General features: G+C 35.5%; 24 protein-coding genes. 14 read left to right on the forward strand and 10 right to left on the reverse strand.

From position 1 onward, the window contains the following. Positions 1-66: 66 nt before the first annotated feature. Positions 67-831 (reverse strand): type 1 glutamine amidotransferase domain-containing protein, encoded by a 765-nt coding sequence (locus tag D0817_RS14025; RefSeq protein WP_167470946.1) that lies wholly within the window; start codon positions 829-831, stop codon positions 67-69. Between the two features lie 86 nt (positions 832-917). Here D0817_RS14025 and D0817_RS14030 point away from each other — a divergent pair, with 86 nt between their 5' ends. From D0817_RS14030 to D0817_RS14090, 13 genes are all read left to right on the forward strand, one after another. Next, entirely contained in the window at positions 918-1823 is a 906-nt protein-coding gene (locus D0817_RS14030) for a LysR family transcriptional regulator (protein ID WP_127339008.1), read from the forward strand. A 148-nt stretch (positions 1824-1971) separates the two neighbouring features. Next, positions 1972-2304, forward strand: coding sequence for a PKD domain-containing protein (locus tag D0817_RS14035; protein ID WP_238160880.1), 333 nt, complete (start codon positions 1972-1974; stop codon positions 2302-2304). Between the two features lie 113 nt (positions 2305-2417). Continuing rightward, positions 2418-3110 (forward strand): NUDIX hydrolase, encoded by a 693-nt coding sequence (locus D0817_RS14040; protein WP_127339010.1) that lies wholly within the window; start codon positions 2418-2420, stop codon positions 3108-3110. 11 nt (positions 3111-3121) lie between these two features. After that, positions 3122-4324, forward strand: a complete 1203-nt coding sequence (locus D0817_RS14045; RefSeq protein WP_161568437.1) for a M48 family metalloprotease — start codon at positions 3122-3124, stop codon at positions 4322-4324. Position 4325: 1 nt separating this feature from the next. Next, positions 4326-9731: an AAA domain-containing protein gene (locus tag D0817_RS14050; RefSeq protein ID WP_127339012.1), complete on the forward strand. Its 5406-nt coding sequence runs from the start codon at positions 4326-4328 to the stop codon at positions 9729-9731. Between the two features lie 94 nt (positions 9732-9825). Next, entirely contained in the window at positions 9826-10653 is an 828-nt protein-coding gene (gene prs / locus D0817_RS14055) for a ribose-phosphate diphosphokinase (RefSeq protein WP_127339013.1), read from the forward strand. After that, positions 10650-11471, forward strand: coding sequence for a TIGR02452 family protein (locus D0817_RS14060; RefSeq protein WP_127339014.1), 822 nt, complete (start codon positions 10650-10652; stop codon positions 11469-11471). Before prs ends, D0817_RS14060 begins: the two co-directional genes overlap by 4 nt. A gap of 3 nt (positions 11472-11474) precedes the next feature. Beyond that, complete coding sequence (gene ybiA / locus D0817_RS14065) at positions 11475-12002, forward strand: riboflavin biosynthesis intermediates N-glycosidase (RefSeq protein WP_127339015.1); 528 nt, start codon at positions 11475-11477, stop codon at positions 12000-12002. A 6-nt stretch (positions 12003-12008) separates the two neighbouring features. Next, on the forward strand, positions 12009-12422 hold the full coding sequence (locus D0817_RS14070) for an ADP-ribosylation/crystallin J1 (RefSeq protein ID WP_127339016.1): 414 nt from the start codon (positions 12009-12011) through the stop codon (positions 12420-12422). Next, positions 12419-12940 carry an O-acetyl-ADP-ribose deacetylase gene (locus D0817_RS14075; protein WP_127339017.1) on the forward strand — a complete coding sequence of 174 codons (522 nt, stop codon included), beginning with the start codon at positions 12419-12421 and terminating at the stop codon, positions 12938-12940. Before D0817_RS14070 ends, D0817_RS14075 begins: the two co-directional genes overlap by 4 nt. Positions 12941-12951: 11 nt before the next feature. Next, on the forward strand, positions 12952-13509 hold the full coding sequence (locus D0817_RS14080; protein ID WP_127339018.1) for an RNA 2'-phosphotransferase: 558 nt from the start codon (positions 12952-12954) through the stop codon (positions 13507-13509). Positions 13510-13520: 11 nt separating this feature from the next. Continuing rightward, positions 13521-14468 (forward strand): ADP-ribosylglycohydrolase family protein, encoded by a 948-nt coding sequence (locus D0817_RS14085; protein ID WP_127339019.1) that lies wholly within the window; start codon positions 13521-13523, stop codon positions 14466-14468. After that, on the forward strand, positions 14465-15934 hold the full coding sequence (locus D0817_RS14090) for a nicotinate phosphoribosyltransferase (RefSeq protein WP_127339020.1): 1470 nt from the start codon (positions 14465-14467) through the stop codon (positions 15932-15934). The genes D0817_RS14085 and D0817_RS14090 overlap by 4 nt, the downstream gene beginning before the upstream one ends. Before the next feature lie 37 nt (positions 15935-15971). Here the strand turns inward: D0817_RS14090 and D0817_RS14095 are convergent, their stop codons facing one another. The 5 genes from D0817_RS14095 to D0817_RS14115 all read right to left on the reverse strand — a co-directional run bounded on the left by D0817_RS14095 (position 15972) and on the right by D0817_RS14115 (position 19514). Next, a complete protein-coding gene (locus tag D0817_RS14095; protein WP_127339021.1) occupies positions 15972-16676 on the reverse strand; it encodes a hypothetical protein in 705 nt (234 codons plus the stop codon). Further along, a complete protein-coding gene (nadD, locus tag D0817_RS14100) occupies positions 16677-17258 on the reverse strand; it encodes a nicotinate (nicotinamide) nucleotide adenylyltransferase (RefSeq protein WP_127339022.1) in 582 nt (193 codons plus the stop codon). A gap of 112 nt (positions 17259-17370) precedes the next feature. Continuing rightward, positions 17371-17943, reverse strand: coding sequence for a guanylate kinase (gene gmk / locus D0817_RS14105; RefSeq protein ID WP_127339023.1), 573 nt, complete (start codon positions 17941-17943; stop codon positions 17371-17373). A gap of 90 nt (positions 17944-18033) precedes the next feature. Continuing rightward, on the reverse strand, positions 18034-18894 hold the full coding sequence (locus tag D0817_RS14110; RefSeq protein ID WP_127339024.1) for a YicC/YloC family endoribonuclease: 861 nt from the start codon (positions 18892-18894) through the stop codon (positions 18034-18036). Between the two features lie 269 nt (positions 18895-19163). Further along, positions 19164-19514 (reverse strand): arsenate reductase family protein, encoded by a 351-nt coding sequence (locus tag D0817_RS14115; protein ID WP_127339025.1) that lies wholly within the window; start codon positions 19512-19514, stop codon positions 19164-19166. A gap of 78 nt (positions 19515-19592) precedes the next feature. Here D0817_RS14115 and D0817_RS14120 point away from each other — a divergent pair, with 78 nt between their 5' ends. Beyond that, positions 19593-20048, forward strand: a complete 456-nt coding sequence (locus D0817_RS14120; protein WP_127339026.1) for a DinB family protein — start codon at positions 19593-19595, stop codon at positions 20046-20048. Positions 20049-20079: 31 nt separating this feature from the next. Here the strand turns inward: D0817_RS14120 and D0817_RS14125 are convergent, their stop codons facing one another. The 4 genes from D0817_RS14125 to pgi form a co-directional block, all read right to left on the reverse strand. Then, the gene (locus tag D0817_RS14125) at positions 20080-20574 is read right to left on the reverse strand and encodes a septal ring lytic transglycosylase RlpA family protein (RefSeq protein ID WP_127339027.1); all 495 of its coding nucleotides are present in this window, start codon (positions 20572-20574) and stop codon (positions 20080-20082) included. A gap of 89 nt (positions 20575-20663) precedes the next feature. Then, positions 20664-21086: a hypothetical protein gene (locus tag D0817_RS14130; RefSeq protein ID WP_127339028.1), complete on the reverse strand. Its 423-nt coding sequence runs from the start codon at positions 21084-21086 to the stop codon at positions 20664-20666. A 104-nt stretch (positions 21087-21190) separates the two neighbouring features. Beyond that, positions 21191-24010 (reverse strand): TonB-dependent receptor, encoded by a 2820-nt coding sequence (locus tag D0817_RS14135; RefSeq protein ID WP_127339029.1) that lies wholly within the window; start codon positions 24008-24010, stop codon positions 21191-21193. A 313-nt stretch (positions 24011-24323) separates the two neighbouring features. After that, positions 24324-25967, reverse strand: a complete 1644-nt coding sequence (pgi, locus tag D0817_RS14140; protein ID WP_127339030.1) for a glucose-6-phosphate isomerase — start codon at positions 25965-25967, stop codon at positions 24324-24326. Positions 25968-26012 lie beyond the last annotated feature (45 nt).

Raw genomic sequence — 26012 nt, forward strand, 5'->3', positions numbered from 1 at the left:
CTCTAAGGTTCTAAGGTTTTCAAACAGATTTACCTTAGAACCTTAGAGAATTAGTAACTCAGAACCTTATTTATTTAATTGCTCCAGTAATTTCCCTGCTACCAATTTAGACGAAGCTGGATTTTGTCCTGTAATTAAAAGACCGTCTTCAACTGCATAAGGCTGCCAGTTTTCCCCTTTTGAGAATTTACCGCCATTTTGTGTTAGAGCATCTTCCAGTAAAAATGGAACCACTTTTGTTAAGCCAACCGCTTCTTCCTCTGTATTTGTAAATCCGGTTACTTTTTTACCTTTCACTAAATATTCGCCTTTTACTTTTACATTTTTCAAAACGGCAGGAGCATGACAAACAAATGCAACCGGTTTATTGTGCGTGTAAAAAGATTCGATTAAGGCAATTGAATTTTTATCTTCCACTAAATCCCAAAGTGGTCCGTGACCTCCCGGATAGAATACAGCGTCGTAATCTTTCTGGTTGATCGTCGAAAGTTTATGAGTGTTTTTTAGTTTTTCCTGTAATGTTTTATCAGCATCGAAACGTTTGGTGTCTTCTGTCGCAGAAGCCGGATCCGCGCTTTTAGGATCAATTGGCGGCTGACCTCCCAGTGGAGAGGCGATTGTAATTTCAATACCCTGATCTAATAATTCATAATAAGGTGCAGCAAATTCTTCTGACCAGAATCCTGTTTTTTCTCCTGTGTTGCCCAGTTTATCGTTACTGGTCACAACAAATAATACTTTTTTCATACCTTTTTTATTTGATTTTTGAGCGGTAGCAGAAAAGCTAACGGCTGTGAATGCTATAGTTACGAGTAATGCTATTTTTTTCATATTGTTTGATTTTTATACAAATTTACGGCAATAGTGATATCAGTAAAAATAAAATAAACTATGTTTGTTATAAATTTATTTATATCATGGTAAATCTAGAATGGTACAGAACCTTTAAGTCGGTTTATAAAAACGGCAATTTTTCTATTGCCGCCAAAGAATTGTTTATGAGTCAGCCCGCTGTAAGTCAGCAGATTTCAATGCTGGAAGCTCACGTGGGAAATAAATTATTTAATCGAAAGTCGAAAGGCGTAGAAGCTACCGAGTACGGTAAGTTACTCAATAATTTAATTATTGATGCGCTGGATCGTCTGGAAAATGTCGAAACCACTTTTAGGGCAAAAGCCCAGGATTCCGTTCGGTTGATTTCGGTTGGAGTTTCAAAAGATTTGTTCAATAGTGTGGGAAGTACCTTAATTTCAAAATTCGACTTTATAGATTTCACTTTTGGAGATAATGATGCGCTTTTCGCTCTGGTTGATGCTAAAAAACTGGATTTCGCAATCGTAACCAAGCAATTTGAAACCTTTGATACGATTTATGAAATTGTTGGAAAAATAAAGCTGGTCATGGTGGCACCGGTAAATTTAGATGCAGAAAAATTTCGTCAGATCTTAAAAACCGATAATTACACAGCCACGGAACAATGGCTTAATGAACAAAAGTGGTATTGCCATGACGCGAGAATTTCACATATAAAATTATTCTGGTTACATGCTTTTAATAAAAAAAGACCCTCAATGGTTCCTAATTATATTATTCCGTCTGAATCTGAAATGCTCGAAATGTTGTCCAGAAATTCGGGAGTTGCGATAACCTGGAATTGTAATGCGAGACGATACATTAAGGAAAATAAACTGCAGCTGTTATGGAATAGTTTCCATGTGCCGGAAGAATTTGTATATGTACTAGCGACTAAAAACAACAATGTAGATTCCTTTTTTGATAGTATTTCGAAAGAATTAAAATTATTTTTTGGTAACAGGTTGTAATTTGAATCATGGTTTTTAATTGAAGTGTTGTTATCTTTTAAAAAAGTATGAAAATTCTTCTTTTTGTTTTGAGTTTAGCGGTTAAATGGATAATTTTGACAAACCAACACTAAACTTAACAATCATGAAAAAGCTTACAACAATTTTAATGCTTACGCTGGTGTTTTTTATGACTAATTCCTGCAGTAAACATGACGACGAGGTGATAATAGATTGCCTGGCCGAATCAATTTATATTAAGTTACATAATTCTACCGATGCGGTTAATCCTAAACTCATGAATTATTCCGTTGAATATACGGGAACAGGAACTTTAAGCGCAGTAAAGTGGAACTTTGGGGATGGCAGCACCGGAACCGGTACAACTGTCGCCCATATATATGCCTCTCCAGGAACCTATGAGGCTAAAGCTGATGTTACAGTTAAGAAAAATGGTTCAGAATGTACTTCGAGCCCCAAGCGAACCGTGACGGTGGAGTAGGAAGCTAATTGAAAAGAAATATTCAGGAGAGTCAGTTTTATCGTTTATGCTTGTGCAATAAATAATGAAATTGACTCTCATTCGTTATATTTGTGAGATATGATTTTTTAAGTATGGAGAATTTTCAAAATATTCGTATTGCTGTTGATGCCATTGTTTTTGGATATAAAAACAACAATTTGTATGTGCTTTTGATCGAACAGAAATTTGGCTCAGCCGAAAAATATTGGGCTTTACCGGGAGGATTAGTAAAACCGGAAGAGTCTTTAAGCGACGCGGTCATAAGAGAATTGCATGAAGAAACCAATGTGCAGCTGACTTTCATGGAGCAGCTTTATACTTTCGGCGATGATATTAAGAGAGATTCCAGAAATCGTGTTATTTCGGTAGCCTATTATGCGCTGGTGGATGCTTCAAATCTGGAAATTAAGGCGGATACTGATGCCGAAAAAGTGCAGTGGTTTAAAATAGATGAAATTCCTTCTTTGGCTTTTGATCATAATTTAATAGTAAAAAGTGCAATCGCAAGACTAAAAGCAAAACTGACTTACGAACCTATTGGTTTCGATTTGCTGCCGGACGAATTCCTGTTTTCGGATCTTGAAAACCTGTATTGCACCATTCTGGAAAAAGAAATTGACCGGAGAAACTTCCGAAAAAAAATACTCAGTTACGGCTTTTTAGATCAGACGGAGCATTTTTCCCCGATAAAAATCGGTCGTCCGGCAAAACTTTTTAAATTTAATAAATTGAAATACAATGACTTATTAGAGAAAGGCTTTCATTTTGAAATAAAATTTGCTTAAACTACATGATAATGATTAAACCATTTCCATTCCATTCCGATTTAAGGGATTACTTTAAAAAGCAGGACAAAACCTGGTCCTGGTTTTCTGAGGAAAAGATCAAAGCAGAGCAGCAAGAAGCCTTTAAAACAGATTTATTAAAAAATTCCTATAGAATAGATCCCGATACAGAACCAAAAGTGTATGAAATCCTGAATGTTGCAAAAGATAAATTGGGAATCATAGTTCCGATCACGATCTATCAATCACAAAGCATGGATGAAAATAATGCAGGAGTTGTTTTTTTTGAAAACGAAGCACATATTATTTTATCAGGAACGATTTTAAAACTGCTTACCGAAGACGAATTGCTGGTCTTGTTCGGACATGAACTGTCTCATATTGTATTATTTAGTCTGGAAAATGGTGATTTTGAAATTACCAACAGAATTATCAATACCATTGCCAGCGACAGCAACAGCGAATTGTTTTATTATGAAACCGCAAGATTGTACCAGCTTTATACTGAATTGTTTTGTGATTTGGGCGCTTTGAAAGTGAGCGGAAGTCTGGAAACCACGATCCAGACTTTGGTAAAATTAAATACCGGTTTAGAAAAAGTTTCGGCAGAAAGTTATCTTAAACAAGCTAACGAAATTCTGGAACGAATAGAAAAAGGATCGAATGGAGAAACGCACCCGGAGAATTTTATTCGGGCAAAAGCTTTGGAAATTTTCGAAAAAGACAATTCCGGTTACTATTCGAAAACAGAAAAAATTATTTCGGGAAAAACCGATTTGCATCAACTGAACTTATTTAATAAAAAACTGGTTTTTGATACTACAAAAGAGTTAATCTCCATTATTCTTAAACCAAAATGGACACAATCTGAATATTGCCATGCACTTTACAAACAATATTTTACGAATTCAGCAATAAAAACCGACGCTTTTATTGATGCTGTTTTCAAACTGAAGATAGAAAACAGCAGGAAAAACTTAAAGGAATATTACGCTTATGTAATGCTTGATTTTGCCTTATGTGATCCTGATTTGAAAGAAGCATTTATCGGGCATATTTTGGATATTGGGGAGCAATTAAGCCTGCAGGAAGAAATGAAAACGATTCTGAAAAAGGAATTGAACCTTACGGAGAAAAACTATAAATCATTCGCTGAAAACTGCACGAAGACTTTAAATACTATTTTAGAATCAGACCAGGAAAACACTTATTAAGATGATTACACCCATTAAGGAATCCGCTTTTTATCAATTTATCACCGAAAATTTCCAGCGGGGAACTTTTGCCAACGATGATATTATTGCGATAATACTACCTTTGCTGAAAACGGTCGCCACTATTCATAATCAGGGAAAAGTCGCATCACTGCAGGACATTTCGACTATTTATATCGAAAATCAGCATTTTCATATTACGGACAATGCGTTCGACATAAAAGATAATTCGAAAGCAATTGCGGCGTTTTTTAAAAGTAAAAGTAAAGCGTTTGAAATTTCGGGCGAACATTTTACAACCACCGAAATCGGGGAAGGCGTAAAAAGAGAGTATGGAGATAAAAGTGTTTCTGAAGAGGATGCTGAGCATTTAAATAAACCTGCTTACATAATAGATTACAGCTGTTTTGAATTTGAATTCGGCCATCACGATCCGGTAACCGATATTTTTGTACTGGGAATGATCCTGGCGAGTATCGCATTGCAATTTGATTTTACGGATATCGAAGACGTGAAGCGTTTTGTAGAATATCGCAGGAAAATGTATTTCCTGAACAGCAAAATAAATCCTGCGATTGCCAATATTATTTTGGGAATGACAGAACTGAATCGCGAGAATCGCTGGAAAGATTTAAATGAAATAGTCGAAAAACTGCAAAATTACCGGGATTATAATCCGGAAACTGAGTATGATTTATCAAGTTTAATTGATGCGAAAGTTCAGAATAAAAACCAATTCATTCACGAAAAACTCCGGAACCGATTATTTGATAATAGTAAGCGAAACCGTCTTTTATACTTTCAGCCGAATTTAAAATTCCTGAACCTGACCGTTTCTTCAGTTCCGCAGGCATTGAATTATGAAAATATAAATCCGGATGCTATTTTTTACTGGAATGCGGAGATTTCAAAGAAAATCAGCAATACCAGTACGATTTCACTCAACAAATATTTAGAATTTCAGGACAATACCTATATCGTGCCCACGCTCGATAAAATTCGTTTAGAAGCGAATAAGGACATTAACGAATACGGCTTTAGCCAGTTAAAACTCGTTTTGTGCAACCTGAACTGGTTTAATACCAAAGAAGAAAGTACAGAAAAAATAGTTTCGCCTTTGCTTCTGGCATCCGTTACGCTGACGAAGAAAAAAGGGGTGAAAGATGATTATTCCTTAGAATTTCTCGATTCTGAAGTGGAAATAAATCCTGTTTTGTCCAATATGCTAAAAGATTTATATGACATTCGATTACCGGAACGCATTCAGCTTTCGGAAACCAAAATCGAAGAAGTCTATGAATTATTGCGCATACAAGTGGAGAAAAACAGTTCAGGAATTGTTTTGGATTATATCGCTAAACCCAAAATAAAACTGATTCATTCACAGGCCAGGCAAATCCTGACACAGTTTAATAAACGTTCCAAAAAGAAGGAAGCCATTCAGGATCAAAAAAATCTGAGTTACTCTTACAAGCCCGAAAATTTTCAGCCGTATGGTCTGGAATTGTTTCGAAATTATGTTTTTACGCAGGCTTCCTCTTTAGAATACCTCATCAACAGCGATATAAAACAGAACCCGCATTTTTTCAATGAAACCAAAACCATAGAAAGAGAATTTTACCAGCTTGATGAAGGTGACGTAAATCCTTTCCGTTGGGAATTTGATACCTGCAATTTAATCCTGGGCAATTTTAATTATAAAAAAATGTCTTTGGTTCGCGATTACAATCAGGTTGTTGAAAATAATGTCGAAAGTAATGTTTTCGGGAGTTTGTTCAATTCACTGGCACAAAAAGAGTTTAAAAATGAACTGAAATCCGGCAATAGTTTTACCAAAACGTTTAATGTTGTCGCGAGCGATCCTACGCAAAACAACGCCGTAAAATATTCCGAATCGGGCGAAAGTTATATTATACAAGGGCCACCGGGAACAGGAAAGTCACAAACCATTGCCAATTTAATTGCCAATTATGTGGCAAATGATAAAAAGGTTTTGTTTGTCTGTGAGAAGCGCGCTGCCTTAGACGTCGTTTTTTACCGCCTTAAAAATCAGGGACTGGATGATTTATGCTGTTTAATTCACGATTCACAGGCCGATAAAAAAGAATTTATTCTGGACCTGAAACAGACTTTTAACGATTTTACGGCATCTAAAAATAATTTTCAGGCGGTAGCAAACAATAGAGATAAGTTAGTTCAGAAGATTGATGCTGAAATCCATAAGGTCGCGATTTTTCATGATTTTATGAATGCCCGCATCGATGATGAAACGGACCTGACGATCAAATCACTTTTTGATGTTTTGGTTTCTAATCCGCATAAAGCTTTACTGGATAATCTGAATATGCTGGATGATAACGCCGGACTTCAGGACTGGACCAAACATCACGAATTATTCGAAAAATTATTTGCCATAAATCAGGAAACCAACCAGTCGGAGTTCTTTTCTGTGCATCCGTTCCGTTTTTTAAGGATGGATGCCTTTCGAAAATACAAACATATCTCTGATTTAAGGAAAGATCTTGAAAACAGCCAGGAGATACTGGAAAACATTTCAGAACGACTGGATTTTGTTTCCATTTCGCCAAAAGTCGATACGTTTTTTGAGATTCATAAATTGCTGCGCAAGGCGATAGCGACTTTCATCTATTTCGATAATAATGTATCTGAATTATTAGAGCCGGACAGCGCCCTTTTCAGATTGCTTGAAAAGGATGTTCAGACGTTAGAGAAACTGAGATCCGATATTGAAAAATCGGCCCAGCAGTATCCGTACTGGACCAGGGCGATATCAGAAACGGATGCGAAAACGGCTCTGGAAATCATCAGAAAAAACGAAAACAGCTTTTTTAATTTCATCAATTCCGATTATAAAAAAACACGAAGCGAAATTCTTGCCGTTTACGACATCAATAAACACACAATAAAACCAGGTTTAGTTGTTGTTTTGGAAAATTACCTGGCTCAATTTGAGCAGGAAGAAAAATTCAATACTTTAAAAAGTGATTTCGAAAGCAAATACAGGCTCGGTGATTTATTCGAATTAAAATATCATACCGAAACAATTAAAAAAGAATTAGACGGGACCATTTTAGATTTTGCTAAAAACCTGAATTCGGCGGAACGAAAAGAGGTTACTGAAATTAAAAACCTCTTCTTAAAACTAAGTTCTTCTTTATGTGACAGTATTGAAAATTACGAAAATTTAAGTTTATCCGCGATAGAAAATTCAATCGCAGCGATCAATACAAAGAAAATGTATTTTGATTTGTACGCTTCTTTCTTTGAAGAAATTCAGGATGTAAATCCATCGGTAATCCAATTGTTAAAATCGAAGAAAATCCCGCTTGAAGATTTGCAGGTTACTTTGGCGGAAAGATCTTTGGAGAAATATTATGCGATTCATTATACGCATAAAAAATTCAACATGGATTTGCTGCATACCTCCATTGAAAAAGTAAAAAAAATGTATGCCGATTTATTAGAATTAAACGGAAAATACATCATTGCAAAACAAGTCAGCAATCTGAAAGAGTTGATTTTAACTTCTGAAATGTCCGTTTCGGGAATGACAGCAGCAGAAAAAGAAAGCAAAAGATCGATTACCGAAGGCAGAAAAATTCTGGAAAATGAATTCAGCAAAAGTATCCGGTTTAAATCGATTCGTGAATTGGCTTCTGCAGATTCCGGACAGATTGTTCGTGAAATAAAACCCGTTTGGCTGATGAGTCCGCTAAGCGTTTCAGACACTTTACCGGTTGATGAAAACTATTTTGACGTAGTAATTTTTGATGAAGCGAGTCAGATTACCCTCGAAGAAGGACTTATGCCGATTTACAGAGCTAAACAAACCATAATTGTGGGCGACGAAATGCAAATGCCGCCGAGTAATTTCTTTGGAAGCGCATCCGGAAACCAGGACGATTTATGGAACGACGCAGCGGCAGATGAAGATGATTATTTCTCTCTGGATGCCGATAGTTTCCTGACGCAGGGCGCCCGTAAATTCCCCTCAATTATGCTGGGCTGGCATTACCGAAGCAAACACGAAGCCTTAATTGGTTTCTCGAATGCTTCCTTTTATGACAGTAAATTGCTGACGATTCCGGATTTAAAAGATCACAGCAAAGTGGGTGAAGCGATCATTGTTGACGATGTAAAAGAGGCAAAAAACAATCTTGATCATTTGTTCTCTAAACCAATATCCTATCATTACATTCATAAAGGTGTTTATAATGCGCGTTCTAATAGCATGGAGGCACAATACATAGCCAATATGGTACGTGAACTTTTAATACAAAACAAAGGGCAAAGTGTCGGAATCGTAGCGTTCTCAATGGAACAGCAAAATGAAATCGAAACCGCAATAGAAAATATTTGCATCGAAGATAAAGTTTTTGAAAACCTGATTGAAGAAGAATACAAGCGAATTGAAAACAACCAATTTGTTGGTCTTTTTGTGAAAAACCTCGAAAATGTGCAAGGAGACGAGCGTGACATTATTATTATGAGTACGTGTTACGGATACAATCCGCAAGGAAAAATGCTGATGAATTTTGGGCCAATCAATAAACGTGGCGGTGAGAAACGACTGAATGTAATTTTCTCAAGGGCCAAGAGAAGTATGTGTGTGGTGAGTTCCATAAAATATACAGATATTAAAAATGAATACAACGAAGGGGCAAATTATTTCAGGAAATACCTTCAGTATGCGGAGTTGATCAGTCTGGGACAATTAGAAGCCGCAAACAACGTTTTGAATGCGATTAACAGTAAAAATAAAGTCGAAACATCAAGTTTAATAGCAGATCAAATTCAGGAAGAAATTGAGAAAATCGGCTATTTTGCCACAAAAAATATTGGGCAAAGTAAATTTAAATGCCACTTAGGGTTCAAGAAAGCTGTCGACGACGAAGAATTTGTGCTCGGAATTATGATCGACGATGATTTACATTATGCCAATGATGATATTTTAGAACAATATCTTTTAAGGCCTCAGATTCTGATTGCAAATGGCTGGACGGTATGTCAAATTTATTCGAAAGACTGGATCGAAAACAAACCAAGAGTTTTAAAAATGATTGCTGCAGCATTAAAAAATGAATCGTTTTTTGATGATGTTGTAATCGAAGAAAATCATATCGAAATTGAAGATGTTAGTCCGGATAATACTGCTGATGGGAAATCTGACGGGAATCGTAATTTCGAAAGATACCTTAACACCTCAAACGGAAGTAATAAATTTTGGGAAATTACTGCTGACGGAAAAAATATAATTGTTCAGTACGGACGGGTAGGAACCAAAGGACAAAAAATGGTAAAAGCCTTTGACAGTGAAGAGCAAGCCTTGAAAGAAAAGCGAAAATTAATTGCTCAGAAGGTAGCCAAAGAATACTTTAAAGAATAAAAAAAATAAAAGTTTGCGTAATTTTTACACAAAATAATTGTTTCATAAAATATTAAATGTATATTTGCGTATAATTAACGCAAATCAAAGAATTATGATACTTAACCTGGACCCCAATTTTAAACCATTTACTGGTCAGAAAGAAATAGAATTTAAAAATTTCACCTTTTCAGGAGGAGAGCCACACATCAAAATTAATCCTGATTTTGATACTAAGGAGGCCGTAACAATCACACACCGTTTAAATTCATTCAATGATTTAGGATTGTTGTGCCTGACTGTTGATGCTTTAAGACGAATGGATGTGAAAATTATTAGCCTTTTCATTCCGTATTTTCCGGCGGCACGTCAGGACAGGGTAATGATCAAAGGCGAGCCTTTATCTGTAAAAGTTTATGCTGATATCATAAATACCATGCAGCTGGAAAAAGTTTTTGTTTTTGACGCGCACTCTGAAGTTACACCGGCATTAGTCAACAATTGCGAAGTGATTCCGAATCATACTTTTATTCAGACCGTTATAAAAACGATTGGCAACGAGGTAAAATTAATTTCTCCGGATGGAGGAGCCCTGAAAAAAATCTACAAAGTTTCTGAATTTTTAGGAGGTGTTGATGTTGTGGAATGCAGCAAAAGCCGCGATGTAAAAACCGGAAAACTATCTGGTTTTAAAGTCTACGAGGACGATTTGCAAGGCATCGATTGCCTGATCGTAGACGATATTTGTGACGGAGGAGGAACATTTGTTGGTTTAGCACAAGAATTAAAAAACAAAAATGCAGGAAAATTATATCTGGCAGTAAGTCACGGAATTTTCAACAAAGGTTTCGAAGTTTTAGATTGCTTCGAAAAAATATTCACAACCAATTCTTTTAAAGATTTTGACGATGAAAAAGTAGAGGTTGTAAAATTGAAATTATGAATAAAAATTATAGAGTCGAAATAGCCAATAAAACCTTAGAAATTATCAAAAATGGTTTTTATGAACATAATGGAAAAAAGATTGATATAGAAAAAGAGATCAGAGAATCCATAGAAAATACCATTACAATTGTGCCAGATGATTGGGATGCAATCCTGAAAACTCCAATTGAGAATAATTTTGACACAGAAATTGTTACGAAAAATTGTTCTACAATTGAAGCACTACTTCAGGAGAAAAAGGGCAAAATTGGCGTCTTAAATTTTGCTTCGGCAAAAAATCCCGGAGGTGGATTTTTGGGAGGCGCTTCCGCTCAGGAAGAAAGTCTTGCCCGGTCTTCAAATCTGTATGCAACACAAATCAAAGACAAAAAGATGTATGATTTTAATAAAAATAAATCTTCATTTTTATATTCAGATCACATGATTTATAGTCCCAATGTTTTGTTTTGGAACGACGACAGCGGAAATTATCTTGAAAAAGCGTTAGTTGCAGACATAATCACATCGCCGGCACCAAACAAAGGCGCTATGTTACAACATGACAGAAAAGAAGAAATCGCTGAAATAGAAGAGGTTTTCAGAAAAAGAATGGATGAAGTATTGGCAATCGCTTCAAAGCAAAAAATAGAGTCGCTGATTTTGGGAGCCTGGGGATGCGGTGTTTTTAGAAATGAGCCAAAAGATGTAGCCTATTTATTCAAAGAAATTATTTCAGAAAAATATACAGGTGCTTTTAAAAGAATAGTTTTTGCAGTATTGGACACTTCTGAGAAAAAATCAAATTTCAGGCATTTCGATGATGCTTTTAAAAATTAGAAAATGAAATATGGTATACAAAATATAGCTCCTGAAAGTAAATTTTTATTTTTCTGGGGACACCAGCCCAACAAAGATGGAAGTATTTCTAAAACCTGTTTCAGTCAATGGTGGTTAAGTTCTTTTGTAGTTGACAATATAACGTATAAAACAGCCGAACACTGGATGATGGCAAAGAAAGCGGAATTGTTTGATGATAAAGCAATCTTCGAGAAAATAATCCAGGCAAATTCTCCGGCCGAAGCTAAAAAACTAGGACGGGAAGTTAAAAACTATGTAGATGCCGTTTGGCTGGAAAACAGATATGAGATTGTCATACAAGGGAATTTTTACAAGTTCAGTCAGAATGCATCTTTAAAAGAGTTTCTTATCCAAACCAACGAAAGAATTCTGGTCGAAGCCAGCCCCGTTGATCCCATTTGGGGAATCGGAATGGCGGCTGATCATAAAGATGCTCCTAATCCCGAAAAATGGAAGGGATTAAATCTTTTAGGCTTTGCTTTGATGGAAGTTAGGGATGAATTGAAATAATTAATTATGGAAACGACAAAATTATATCGTCCGGTAGGATTGAAAGAAATGGAACTAATTGCGGAGACCGATTACAAATTATTTCCTCCAAGATTAGATTGGCAACCTATTTTTTATCCGGTAACAAATCAGGAATATGCTGAACAAATTGCTTTAGAATGGAATACCGTTGATGAGTTTTCCGGGTTTATTGGAATTGTTACAGCTTTTGAAGTTAAAAATGCCTTTTTAGAAAAATATGAAGTTCAAAATGTTGGAGACAGAAATCATAATGAACTCTGGATTCCTTCTGAAGATTTAGCCGAGTTTAATGCCAATATAGTGAATGGAATACAAGTCGTTAATGTTTATTTTACAGATCGTTCTTTTATATCTGAAAATAGCGAACTAAGAGATAAGCTAAATAGATTTAAAAAATGATTTTACAACTTGTAAAAGCCGATATAACAGAAATTTGTGTAGATGCAATTGTAAATGCGGCTAATACTTCTTTGTTAGGCGGTGGTGGGGTTGACGGTGCTATTCACAGAAAAGGCGGTAAAGCCATATTAGATGATTGTATAGCGATTAGAAATAAGCAGGGAGGTTGTAAAGTTGGACAAGCAGTCATCACAACAGCAGGCAATCTGCCTGCAAAGTATGTTATTCATACTGTTGGTCCGGTTTGGAATGGCGATAAAGAAGAAAAAAATAATTTGCTTAAAGCTTGCTATCAAAATAGTTTAGAACTGGCGGTACAAAACAACATTAAAACCATTGCTTTTCCGGGCATTAGCACAGGAATTTATAGGTTTCCAAAAGATAGGGCAGCTGAAATTGCCATAAAATCAGTTAGAGACTTCTATAAAATTTCAGAGATAGATAAAGTAATATTTGTCTGTTTTGATGAAGAGAGTTACGAAATTTATACTGGTTTATTAGAAAGAGAGCTACTTTAAAAACTAAAATAATGAATGAAAAAACAGCAAAAAGCGTAAGCAAGTTCCTGAGTCTTGTACTTCGGCATTCACCAGAAACCATTAGTTTAAAACTAGACAAAAACGGCTGGGCAGATGTAGAAGAATTGATTGAAAAATGTTCTAAAAACGGAAATTCATTAAATCCATTAACCGCAGAACTTTTAGAGTATGTTGTAGAAAACAATGATAAAAAACGTTTCGCTTTTAATGAAGATAAAACCAAAATAAGAGCCAGTCAGGGACATTCGATTTCAGTGGAATTAAATTTGGCAGAAGCAGAACCTTCGGAATTTTTATTTCACGGAACGGTTGGAAAATTTATGGACAACATTCAGAAAGAAGGTTTGAAAAAAATGAGCCGTCAGCATGTTCATCTTTCAAAAGATAGAGAAACGGCAATAAAGGTTGGAAGTAGAAGAGGAGTTCCTCAGATTCTAACCATAAGAAGCGGTGCAATGCATCGGGACGGATTTAAATTTTATTTATCTGAAAATGATGTTTGGTTAACTGATGAAGTTCCTGCGAAATATATTGAATTTAAATCTTAATGAAAGGATTGATGAGTAATAAAATAGAATCAGGACTATTCGGATTAGCTATTGGTGATGCCTTAGGCGTTCCTGTAGAGTTTTATTCGAGGTTTTCCCTAAAAGAAAATCCTGTTTCTGACATGATTGGTTATGGAACCCATTATCAGCCTTTAGGAACCTGGAGCGATGATAGTTCTTTAGCTTTTTGTTTAGCCGAGAGTTTATGTAATGGTTTTGATTTGTTTGATATAGCCAGAAATTTTGTAAAATGGTATAGTACAGGATTATGGACACCACATGGAAAAGTTTTTGATATTGGAATTGCGACAAGAAATGCAATTCATAATATTGGAAAAGGGCATCAACCTGAATTTTGTGGAGGCTTTGAAGAAAAAGACAATGGAAATGGATCTTTGATGCGAATCCTTCCATTAGTATTTTATCTTAAAGCTGAAGCAGATATTGAAGTAATTTATGAAAAGGTTAAAGCAGTTTCATCAATTACCCATGCTCATTTTCGTTCCGTATTTTCTTGTTTTATCTATGTTGTCTATTGCTTGGAGATTCTCAAAAATAAAGATAAATTCGAAGCTTATGCTGAAATGCAAAATACGCTTTCAAAATTTCTGGAAGATAAAAAATATAATCCTATTGAAGTTCAACTGTTTGATAGAGTGTTAAGGAATGATATCTCAAAATACCCGGAAGTAAATATTCATTCGTCGGGATATGTGCTTGATAGTTTACAAGCTAGTTTGTGGTGTTTTTTAAATTCAGATTCTTATAAAGAAACAGTTTTAAAAGCGGTGAATTTGGGAGAGGATACAGATACTACTGCCGCGATTGCAGGAGGCTTAGCAGGAATTTATTACGGAATGGAAAGAATTCCAAAAAAATGGATTGAAAATTTGGTTCGAACCAACGATATAAAAGATTTGGCAGAAAGATTATCAAAAAATATAAATTTAAACCTATGAACCCACTATTATTAACAGACGGTTACAAAGTAGACCACAGAAGACAATACCCAACAGGAACAACACTAGTATATTCTAACTGGACACCGAGAAAATCAAGAATTGAAGGTGTTGACGAAGTGGTGTTTTTCGGATTGCAATATTTTATCAAAAAGTATATTATTCAGGATTTTGAATTGCATTTTTTCAAACAGCCCAAAGAAGAAGTGGTGAAAAAATACGCCCGACGAATCAATAATTACCTGGGCGAAAATCTCGTAGGAACAAAACATATTGAAGATTTACATGACTTAGGTTATATTCCTATGGTTTTTAAAGCATTACCGGAAGGTACCAGTGTGCCGATTCGCGTTCCAATGTTTACCATGTTCAATACACTTCCGGAGTTTTTCTGGCTGACCAATTATTTTGAAACCTTACTTTCTGCTGTAGTCTGGCTTCCTTGTAATTCTGCTACAATCGCAAAAGAGTACCGAAAAGTACTGGATAAATATGGCGAAGAAACCTCTTCAGTTCCGGAATTTGTAGACTGGCAGGCACATGATTTCTCTATGAGAGGTATGGGCGGAATCGAAGCTTCGGTAACATCTTCTGCCGGGCATTTATTGAGTTTTACAGGATCGGATACCATTCCGGCAATTGATTTTCTGGAAGAATATTACAACGCCAATTCAGATGTTGAATTAGTCGCGGGTTCCGTAGCGGCTACGGAGCATTCGGTTATGTGTATGGGAACAACAGAAGGAGAATATGAAACTTTCAAAAGACTGATTTCTGAAGTTTATCCAAAAGGAATTGTTTCAATCGTTTCGGATACCTGGGATTTGTGGAAAGTCCTGACGGATTATCTGCCCCGACTCAAAGATGAAATAGTTTCAAGAGAAGGCAAAGTTGTCATTCGCCCTGACAGTGGTGATCCGGTAGATATTATCTGCGGAAACCCAAATGGTAAAACAGAGCAGGAGAAGAAAGGTGTAATTGAGCTGCTTTGGGATGTTTTTGGAGGAACAGTTAATGCAAAAGGATACAAAGAGCTTGTGCCTCAAATTGGCGCCATTTACGGCGACAGTATTACGGTTCCGAGAGCTACTCAAATCTGTGAAAGATTAAAGTTAAAAGGTTTTGCATCAACGAATGTTGTGCTGGGAATAGGTTCGTTTACGTATCAGTATAATACAAGGGATACTTTTGGTTTTGCAATGAAAGCAACGTATGGTGAAGTAAACGGAGAAGGCAGAGCTATCTTCAAAGATCCGATTACAGATGACGGAACTAAAAAATCGGCGAAAGGATTAATGAAAATTGATTTAGTTGACGGAGTTTATCAGTTAACAGACAATGTTTCGTGGGAAGAGGAGCAAAAAGGAGAACTTAAAGAGGTTTTCAGGGATGGGAAACTTTTGGTTGATCAGTCATTAAGTGATATCAGATCACGAGTTAAGAGTCCAGTAAGTGTGACACTATAAATAAAAAAAGCCTGAATTTAAAAAATTCAGGCTTTTTTTATTTAAGGCAATATTTTGTTTTAAATTCTTCAGCTTGTTTTGATTTAAGCCCAATCAAATCAATCCCATCTCGATAGTCGATTCTTTTTTCTTTTATCAATTTTCCGATGAATAATTCAAAAAGGATAAATGATCGGTACTCTTCATTAATAAAGTTTAGGTGTTCTCTTTTATAAGGAATTTTTTCACTGGTAATAATGTGAATTAAAGTTTCCTGTAATTTATCAAGATGGCGTTCTGAATTTAATTGAAAGTATTTTTCAACTTTGAATCCATTATGAGTAAATGATATTAAATTTTCAACACCATTTGCATACGTTGGCCCATATCTGTAATTTTTTGTTTTTTCTCCACAGAAAGAATTTCCGTAAATGACCAAATTTTCTAAAACTGAATATTTGTATTCAGTTTTATTTATCATTAAGAAATCTTCTTCAAATGAAAGTGTTCCGTCAAAATGTCCATTAAGATTTTCAAATTCCGTTATTCTTATAAAATAACTGCTAAAATTTAATAGAAAGATAAGAAATGATGGATAATAAGCCCATTGAGGAAATCTGTAATCGTAATAATTCTCAATGAATAAAAAAGGTGATGAATATAGCACTAATGCTCCAAGCGAGTACCAGCAAAGTTTTTCTGATCGCGTTAAATTAAGACCTTTTTGTTTTTGCGGAATATAAATCGAAGCAGAAAAAGGCATTTACTTTTTATAAAAATTATTGTGATCGATATATTCCCAGACTTTTGGCGGCAATAACGGTTGTATATTTTTACCTTCCTTAATGCTGTTTCGGATAAAGGTTGAAGAAATCTCTACAATTGGAGCATCAATAATATGAACCTTTGGATGTGATTTTAATTCAATATTTTCGGCTTCTTCTGAAATGCGGGGATAAACATAGATTTCATAATGGTCTAAAATCACTTCGTAATTTTTCCACTTATGAAGCGTTTTAAGGTTGTCTTCTCCCATAATCAGTGAAAAGTCATGGGTTGGATATTTTTCCTGTAAATGAACCAGCGTATTTACCGTATAATTGGGCTGTGGTAGCTTAAACTCAATATCAGAAGGTTTAATTTTTAAATAATCTTCTGTTGCCAGAAAAACCATTTGCAGGCGCTGGTGATCGTCTAATAGCGTTGCCTTCTTCTTCAACGGATTGTGAGGCGTGACAACCATCCAAACCTGATCTAAGTCGGCAAACTCAGCCATATGATTGGCAATGATCAGATGACCGACGTGAATGGGGTTATACGTTCCGAAATAAAGACCTATTTTCATAGTTGTTTGGTTTCACAGAGATGCACGGAGTTTTTCACAGAGATTCACAAAGTAATTTATTTTTTTTTGTGTGATTTTGTGTTTTTTCCTTTGTGTGGCTTTGTGTTATAATTTAAGCATTCACAAAAGCTTTCACCAATTGATAAGCTTCTTCTTTTGCCGTATCTAAATCGTAGTTTTTTATAATCGTATCAAATTGTGGTGCGGTTGCTAATTCAACGGAAGCTTTTGCAATTCGCATGTTGATTTTGTCATCACTTTCTGTAGAACGTTCTTTTAATCGGCGTTTCAGTTCGTCTACACTTGGAGGTTTTACAAAAACTGCTAAAGTCTGCTCCGGAAATTTGTGTTTGATACGCAATCCGCCGGCCACATCAATGTCAAAAATTACATTTTTACCTAAAGCCCAGATACGCTCGATTTCTGATTTTAAAGTACCGTAAAAGTTATCGCGGTATACTTCTTCCCATTCCAGGAAATCTTCGGCTTTAATGTGTTTTTTGAATTCTTCCAGCGAAATAAAATAATAATCTTTTCCGTGTTCTTCTTCTCCGCGCGGGTCGCGGGAAGCTGCTGAGATCGAAAATTCTAAATTTAAATCTTCTTTCCCCAGTAAATGTCTTACTATAGTTGTTTTTCCCGATCCCGAAGGTGCCGAAAAGACAATTAATTTTCCTTTGTTCATTAATTTATGCTTTAGGCTTTAGGCAGTACGCTTTAAGCTCTCTTACTTTATGTTTTTTGCTTATAGCCTACAGCTTAAAGCTTAATGCCTTTACAGGACATTCAAAACCTGTTCCTTAATTTTCTCCAATTCATCTTTCATCATTACCACCAGTTTCTGCATTTGGGCGTGATTCGATTTAGAACCCATGGTATTGATCTCTCGACCCATTTCCTGTGTTATAAAACCTAATTTACGACCATTGGCTTCCGTGCCTTTAATTGTTTCTAAAAAGTAATCCAAATGATTCGTCAGACGTACTTTTTCTTCTGTAATATCTAATTTTTCCAGATAATAGATCAATTCCTGCTCAAAACGGTTTTCATCCACATTTACTTTCAATTCAGAAATAGCAGTTTGTAGACGATCTTTGATAGCCTGGACGCGTTCGGGATCAAGTGCCAGGGCATCAGTCATGTATTGGCGGATATTTCCGATTCTCAGATTGAATTCTTTTTCCAGTGATTCGCCTTCGTCTCTTCTGAAGTTTAAGATGTTCTGAAGCGCCTCTTCGATAATAACCTGAATTTGTTCCCAGTCATTTTCATCAATTTCGTCACGCTCCGTTTTTAAGGTGTCCGGCATACGAATGGCCATCTTCATTAATTCCGTTTCGTCTGCATCAGGATACACTTCCTGTAGCTGGGCGATATAGTTTTTTACAACAGGAACATTTACTTTAGTCGAAGTTTGTTCAGCAGTGCTTTCAATATAAATCGCAAAATCAATTTTTCCTCTTTCGAGTTTTGTGGAGATAAAAGTTCGTAAACCTAATTCCATTTCACGATAAAGCGACGGCATTCTTACGTTTAAATCTAAACCTTTACTATTTAAGGATTTTACTTCGACGGTAATTTTTTTTGTAGGCAATTGCAAAGAAGCTTTGCCAAACCCTGTCATAGATTGTATCATATAATTGAGTATAAAGGCGCAAAGATAAATAAAAGTTTGCAGTCTTGGGTTTTAAATCACTAATCAGTTGTGTACTGAGTGACTTAAAATTTTTTCACCACGAATTACACGAATTAACATGAATTTAATTTGTCTGAATTAATGGTCTTTTTTGCCATAGATTAAAATGCTTATATGGATTTTTACAATCTGTAGCATCTTTTAATCTGCGGCGTTGTTAAGTTAAACCAATAATTTGTGGTAATTCGTGAAATTCGTGGCGAACATTCCTAGCTCAAAGCTTTCATGACCTGCAATGTCACAGGCTGTGTGTTGCCAATGTAAATCTGATTATCAATAATAAAAACCGGACGGCTTAAAAAAGTATAATGTTCTAAAATGTACTTCTTATAATCTTCTTCCGTCAAAGACTTGTTTTTCAGGTCCATTGATTTGTACAGCTGCGCTTTTTTGCTGAACAAAGCTTCATAGCTCCCCGAAAGCTTATACATTTCTTCTAGTTCTGCTTCGGTTATCGGGTTTTGTTTAATGTCGTGAAAAACCAGATTATTGTCTTTCGGTAAACTTTTAATAATTTTTCGGCAGGTATCGCAGGAAGCGAGGTAGTATATTTTGTTCATGATTTCTGAATTGATTTGACTACAAAGAAAATCCATTTGGAATACAAAATTGCTTAATTTTATAAAAAAAATACAATTATGAGTTCAGTTTTTAAAGTGCAAAAAACGATTAGGGAAATTCTTTTGAAAGTTTTGGAAGGTCATTCGTTAGAACAATTGAATAAAATTCCGGAAGGATTTAAAAATAATCTGATTTGGAACGTGGCGCATTGCATATCGTCGCAGCAGGTTTTAGTGTATAAACTGTCAGGTTTGCCAACACTGGTTTCAGATGAATTTATCGATAAATATAAAAAAGGAACAAAGCCGGAAGGTGATGTTTCACAGGCTGAAGCTGATGAAATTAAAGCATTGCTTTTTGCAACTTTCGAGCAGACTGAAAAAGATTATACGAATAACGTTTTTACCAATTACACTCCTTACACGACGAGCATGGGCTTTGATCTTACGAATGTTCAGGATGCTTTGGATTTTGTTAATTACCATGAAGGCATTCATACCGGAATTATTATGGGTCTCAGAAAGTTTATCTAAATAAAAAATCCCGCACCAGCGGGATTTTTTATTAATTCATTATGACTTCAATGGTAACTTTCATGGCTCCGGCACCCTTGCTTTTGGTGATTTCCATAAAAGCCCTTTTGGAAAGGTCTATTTCACGGGTTTTTACAAATGGTCCGCGATCGGTAATTTTTACGATTACGAATTTGCCGTTGGCTTCATTGGTGACTTTTACCCTTGTTCCAAACGGGAGCTTTTTATGTGCTGCAGTGTATTTGCTATTATTGAACCTGCTTCCGTCAGCTGTTTTCTTTCCGTTAAAACGGTCTGCATAGTAGGAGGCATGCGCCGTTTTTTTGTATAATTTTAATTTTAAACCTTTATCGGTAAATATAGAATCGGTTGGAATGGCTAGTAAGTCAGGTCTTGCAGTTTTTACAGTGTCCTGTGTAATTTTAGGTTGTTCTGTTGTTGGCTTTGTCTGGCTTATAACATAAGTAAAGCAACTTAAAAATGTGATGGTAAGTGTGGTAAGTATAATGTGTTTTTTACTTCTCATAGGTTTATTTTTTTTCAGACTTGGGGAGTTTGTACAAATAATATGCCGAGATAAAAAAAGCCCTATTTTCCTAGGGCTTTAATTGGTTTTTAGAACCATAGATTCCATGGAATTCTACTTAAAATAAGTAATAATCCTAATCCGTAATAAATAGCAAAAGTTTTGAATTTAGCCTCGCTATTGATTAATTTTTTATGTTTTGACCATCCGATAGTAATCAGTATGATCGCTATAATATTAATTAACGGGTGTTCTAATGAAGTTAATCTTAATTCAGCGTTAGACATTTGTCCAAATGCCGCTTTTCCAAGAGGAGATACAAAGTAAAGAATCAGACCTATCAATAATTGTGTATGGGTTCCAATTAAGGCAAACAATGCTATTTTTCGGTCTTTGGCTGTAAATTCTTTTTTAGAAGTAAATCCAATGATGGCATTTACAACTGCAATTAATAAAAGTAGTAAGGCTAAATATGCCCATCCGGAATGGAATTTTTGTAAAAAAGAGTACATAAGGTTGTTTTTTTATTAAAACAAATATAACAAAAAAGGCCATAAAAAAACGGCATTGGACTAAAAGTCAATGCCGTTTTTGGTATTTATTCAGATTCTAAATATTAGAAATCGTAACGTAAACTAAAGTTCCAAGTTCTTCCGAAACCAAAGAATACCTGGTTGTTTGTAGCAACACCTCTGTAAACTTGTCCAGAAGATGCGTAAGTTGGTCCTGATGTACCAGAAACGAAATCATCTGCAAATGTGTTAGTTCTTGATTCTGCAATGTAAACCTCATTTAATAAGTTGTTCACATTTAATCTGAAGTTAACAGATTTGTCTTTATTCTGACCTACTAACATTTTATAGGAGAAACCTGCATCTACCAAACCATAAGAAGGTAATTCTAATGCTCCCTTGTTGTTTTGAGAGGTAAAGTTAGTTGGGTTAATTCCAGCATATAACTTATCATTAAAGTTGTAGTTAGCATCAACAGTTACTCTTGTTAAAACTTCGTAAGAAGCTCCTAAAGAAGCTGTCATTTGAGCAGCATCACCAACTTTTACTTTGTCCATGTAGATAGTAGTTCCCTGGAATCCCGGAACCGGAGTGTTATCTGCCTGGTAGTAAGCATTAACAGTTGCATTTCCTTTGTATTCCCAGATTCCGTAAGAGAACATAGCGTTAACTCTTAATTTTTCTGTGATGTTAGAATTTGCTTCTAATTCAAATCCTGAGTGTACCTCGTTAAGACCTACGAATTCTGTATAAGTAGTATTTGCAGGAATTGTTGGAGAAGTTGGAAGTGCGTTACCTTTTAAGTATCTGTCATCCCAATTCGTATTGTAAACGTTTACAGTAGCATTGAAGAATCTGGAACGGAAACCGTATCCTGCTTCAAAACCTGTAATTTTTTCGTTAGTTAAGTTAGGATTTATTGTAGATTTATTATTAGGATAAACAGAGTTGAAAAATGGTTGTTTACTGTAATAACCTGCATTTACATACACATTGTTTTTTTCATTAATGTTGTAGTTAGCTCCTCCTTTTACGTTACCACCTGTAATGTTTTTGTAAGGTGTAGAAGTTAATGGGTTTGTAGGTAAGTAAACAAAAGTATCTTCTCTTTTGAAACCTTGTTGAGAAACCGCACCTTGTACAAATGCCGTTAAATTATCTTTAGAGTACTCTAATTGAGTAAACGCGCCATACCATTTTACTTTTCCAGTACTGTTAAATGAAATTTTGTCGTAATTTTTTTTGTCAAAAACATTCCACTGAACATCTGTAGGGTATGCTGATGTTATATGGTTTCCTCCTGGTAAAGAACTAGCCTGTGATACGTCGTAGAATTCACCTCCACCTAATAAATCGTTTACTACTGTAAAGTGGTATCCTGTGTAAGTTCTTGCATCCAGACCGAAATCTAACGTTAGGGTTTCAGTCAGTTTTTTGTTTAAATTAACTACAGCACCAAACCAGTCATGTGAATTGATTGATGAAGTTTGAGAAATACCGGAAGTACCAGTACTTGCTCCCGCAGGTGCATTTGATCCGCTTGAGAATGTATTTTGATAAACACCACCAACTTTAGCTCTTGTTTGTAATCCAGTAAAACCGTTAATTAAAACAGGTTGCCCTGAGTTATAAGCGACAATTTTATCGTAGTCAATTAATCCGTCTGCTGTTCTGAAAGCAACTAAATCACTATATGACTTTCCTCTGATTCCTCCGGCAGCACTTGCTCCGGCTCCACGCCCCATAGAAGCATAAAGTACAGAAGATAATTTAGTTGTTTCGTTGATTTTATAATCCCAGTTGAAAGAGGCTACAGGTTTATGGTAATAGTTTTTTCTAATGTTATAAGCCTCACCATTCAAATATCCAGCATCTGGATTGTATCTTGTATTTGGGTCTTGAACACTACCATATTTTTGGTAAGTTGCAATCGTAGAAACTGTAGATCTTTGATTGTGCCATTGCGGCGCACCAGTTACAGTTAACTGAAAGTTATGTTTGTCATTTTTACTAGCATATCCTAAAGCAATATAATAATTACTTCCTTCAAAATCAGTTCCGTTAATATATCCGTCACCCATAGTTTGAGATAATAAAACAGATGCAGATAGACCGTTATCTAATTTCCCAGTATTGTAAGATCCTTGTATTTTGAAATATCTTCCGTTACCAAAACCAGAAGAAACTGATCCGCCTTCTTTTAAATCAGAAGATTTAGTAACAATGTTAATAGTACCTCCAACAGAAGGAGTAGAAAGTTTGGAAGCTCCTAAACCTCTCTGAACCTGCATTGCAGAAGTAACATCAGATAAACCAGCCCAGTTACTCCAGTAAACAGAACCGTTTTCCATATCGTTAACCGGCATACCGTTGATCATAACTGCGATGTTGTTTTGGGTAAAACCACGAATGTTAATTCTGGAATCTCCAAATCCACCACCTGATTTAGTAACATATACAGAAGGAGTGTTTCTTAAGATTTCAGGAAATTCCTGAGTTCCTAATTTTTGCTGAATTTCTGCAGCTCTTATCGTTGATACTGCTACAGGAGTTTTTCTGTCTTTTGCAATATCCACTAAAGTACTTTTTACAACAATCTCGCTTAATTCGTTTGAGTTAGCAGACAAAACAATTTCGCCTAAGTTTGTTGTTCCACCGTTTGAAACTGAAAATTTTAAAGTTTTGGAATCGTATCCTAAATAGGTAATAACCAATTCTCCAGTACTAGTTTTAGCATCGATTGTAAATTTACCATCGAAATCTGTTGAAGTTCCAGTTGGCGAACCTTTAACAGCTACGTTTGCACCAGGTAAAGTTGCACCTGAGGCATCGGTAATAGTACCGGTAACTTTTCCTTGAGAAAATACGGTTGAAACTACCATGAACAATAGTCCAGTTAGTAACCAATTTTTCATTGTCTTCATTTGTTTATTTAGTTTATTGTTTTTGGCAAAATTATAACATTTAATTCAGTTAATGTTATCAAAATGTTAAGAAAAACTAGTTTTGCTTAATTCATTGCGCATTAAAATGGTTTTTCATTTTTATCATAAATAAAATAATGATTTTTTGAATTTAGAGGGCTGTTTTTTGTTAAAAACATAATAATATCAATAGCAGTGTAGTCTTAAACGCTCAATTGAGTCCGTTCAGTCTCCGTTTATTAAGGTTTTACATGAAAAAACGCCTTAATTCGTGTTAAATTAAGACGTTTCAGTATGTTGTGGAAAAATTAAATTATTTATTTTTCAAAAAATGATTCAGTAAAAATGAAGTTGAGCTATCGTGATTTTTCACTGTTTTAGTGTTTATTTCTTCCAGAATAGAATTGGCCAGTTGCTTTCCTAATTCGACTCCCCATTGGTCAAAACTGAAAATATTCCAGATAATTCCCTGAACAAAAATCTTGTGTTCGTATAAGGCAATTAAGGAGCCTAAACTTTTTGGAGTCAGTTTTTGAATCAGAATCGTATTAGTCGGTTTGTTTCCGTTGAAAACTTTAAAAGGAAGTAAATATGCGGCCTGCTCTGCAGCAAGACCCTGCTTGTCAAATTCGGACTGAACCTGTGCGGCAGTTTTTCCATGCAGTAAAGCTTCCGTTTGCGCAAAAAAGTTGGACATCAATTTATCGTGGTGATCTTCATTTCCGTACAAAGGTTTTACAAATCCGATAAAATCTGTCGGGATCAGTTTTGTTCCCTGGTGGATCAGCTGGAAAAAAGCATGTTGGGAATTGGTTCCAGGTTCTCCCCAGATAATGGTTCCTGTTTGGTAGTTTACCGGTTTTCCGTCACGGCCAACACTTTTTCCGTTGCTTTCCATAAAGGCCTGTTGCAGGTAAGGCGCTAATTTTTGTAAATATTGCGTGTAGGGAATCAAGGCTTCGCTTTCCGCTCCAAAGAAATTATTATACCAAACACTTAGTAAGGCTAAAATCACCGGAATGTTTTCGTCAAACTCTGTCGATTTGAAATGTTCGTCCATTTCATTGGCTCCTTTTAATAATTCATTATAATTATCAAAACCAACAGCCAGTGCAATGCTCAAACCAACGGCACTCCATAACGAAAATCTTCCTCCAACCCAATCCCACATTGGGAAAACGTTGTCGGGATTAATTCCGAATTCGGTTACTTTCTGAATATTGGTCGAAACAGCAACAAAGTGTTTTGCAATATCTTCCTGAGTTGCCGATTTTAAAAACCATTCTTTAATAGTTTCAGAATTGGTTAAAGTTTCCTGTGTGGTAAAGGTTTTGGAAACAATGACAAAAAGGGTTGTTTCAGGATCTAATTTTTTGATGATTTCATTTACGTGATCTCCGTCAACATTAGAAACGAAATGTGTAGTTAAATGATTTTTGTAGAACTGTAAGGCTTCAACTGCCATAACCGGACCCAGGTCAGATCCTCCAATACCAATATTTACGATATCGGTAAATGATTTTCCGGTGAAACCTTTTCTTTGTCCTGAAATTACTTCCTGGGTGAATTTTTTGATTTTGTTTTTTACTTCGTAAACTTCCGGAATCACATTTTCTCCGTCAACTTTAATGTTTGCTGATTCCGGCGCACGCAAAGCGGTATGTAGAACGGCTCTGTTCTCGGTTTTGTTAATGATTTCTCCGTTGAAATAGTCCGAAATTGCATTTTTTAATCCAATTGTATTGGCCAATTCCAATAAAAGGGAAATAGTCTCCTGACTAATATTGTTTTTAGAATAGTCTACTAAAAAGTCATTCCATTGTAAATTGAATTTTTCAACACGCTCATTATCCTGTTGAAATAATTCCTGTATCGTAGTTTCGTGAATTGCGTTATAGTGATTTTGCAGATTTTTCCACGCTTCAGTCCCGGTTGGGTTTGTTGTGTTTAAAGCCATTTTGTTGTTTAATTATAAAAGTGGTTATAACGCAAAAATACTGAA

This window comes from Flavobacterium cupreum, assembly GCF_003996965.1.
Lineage (GTDB): Bacteria > Bacteroidota > Bacteroidia > Flavobacteriales > Flavobacteriaceae > Flavobacterium > Flavobacterium cupreum.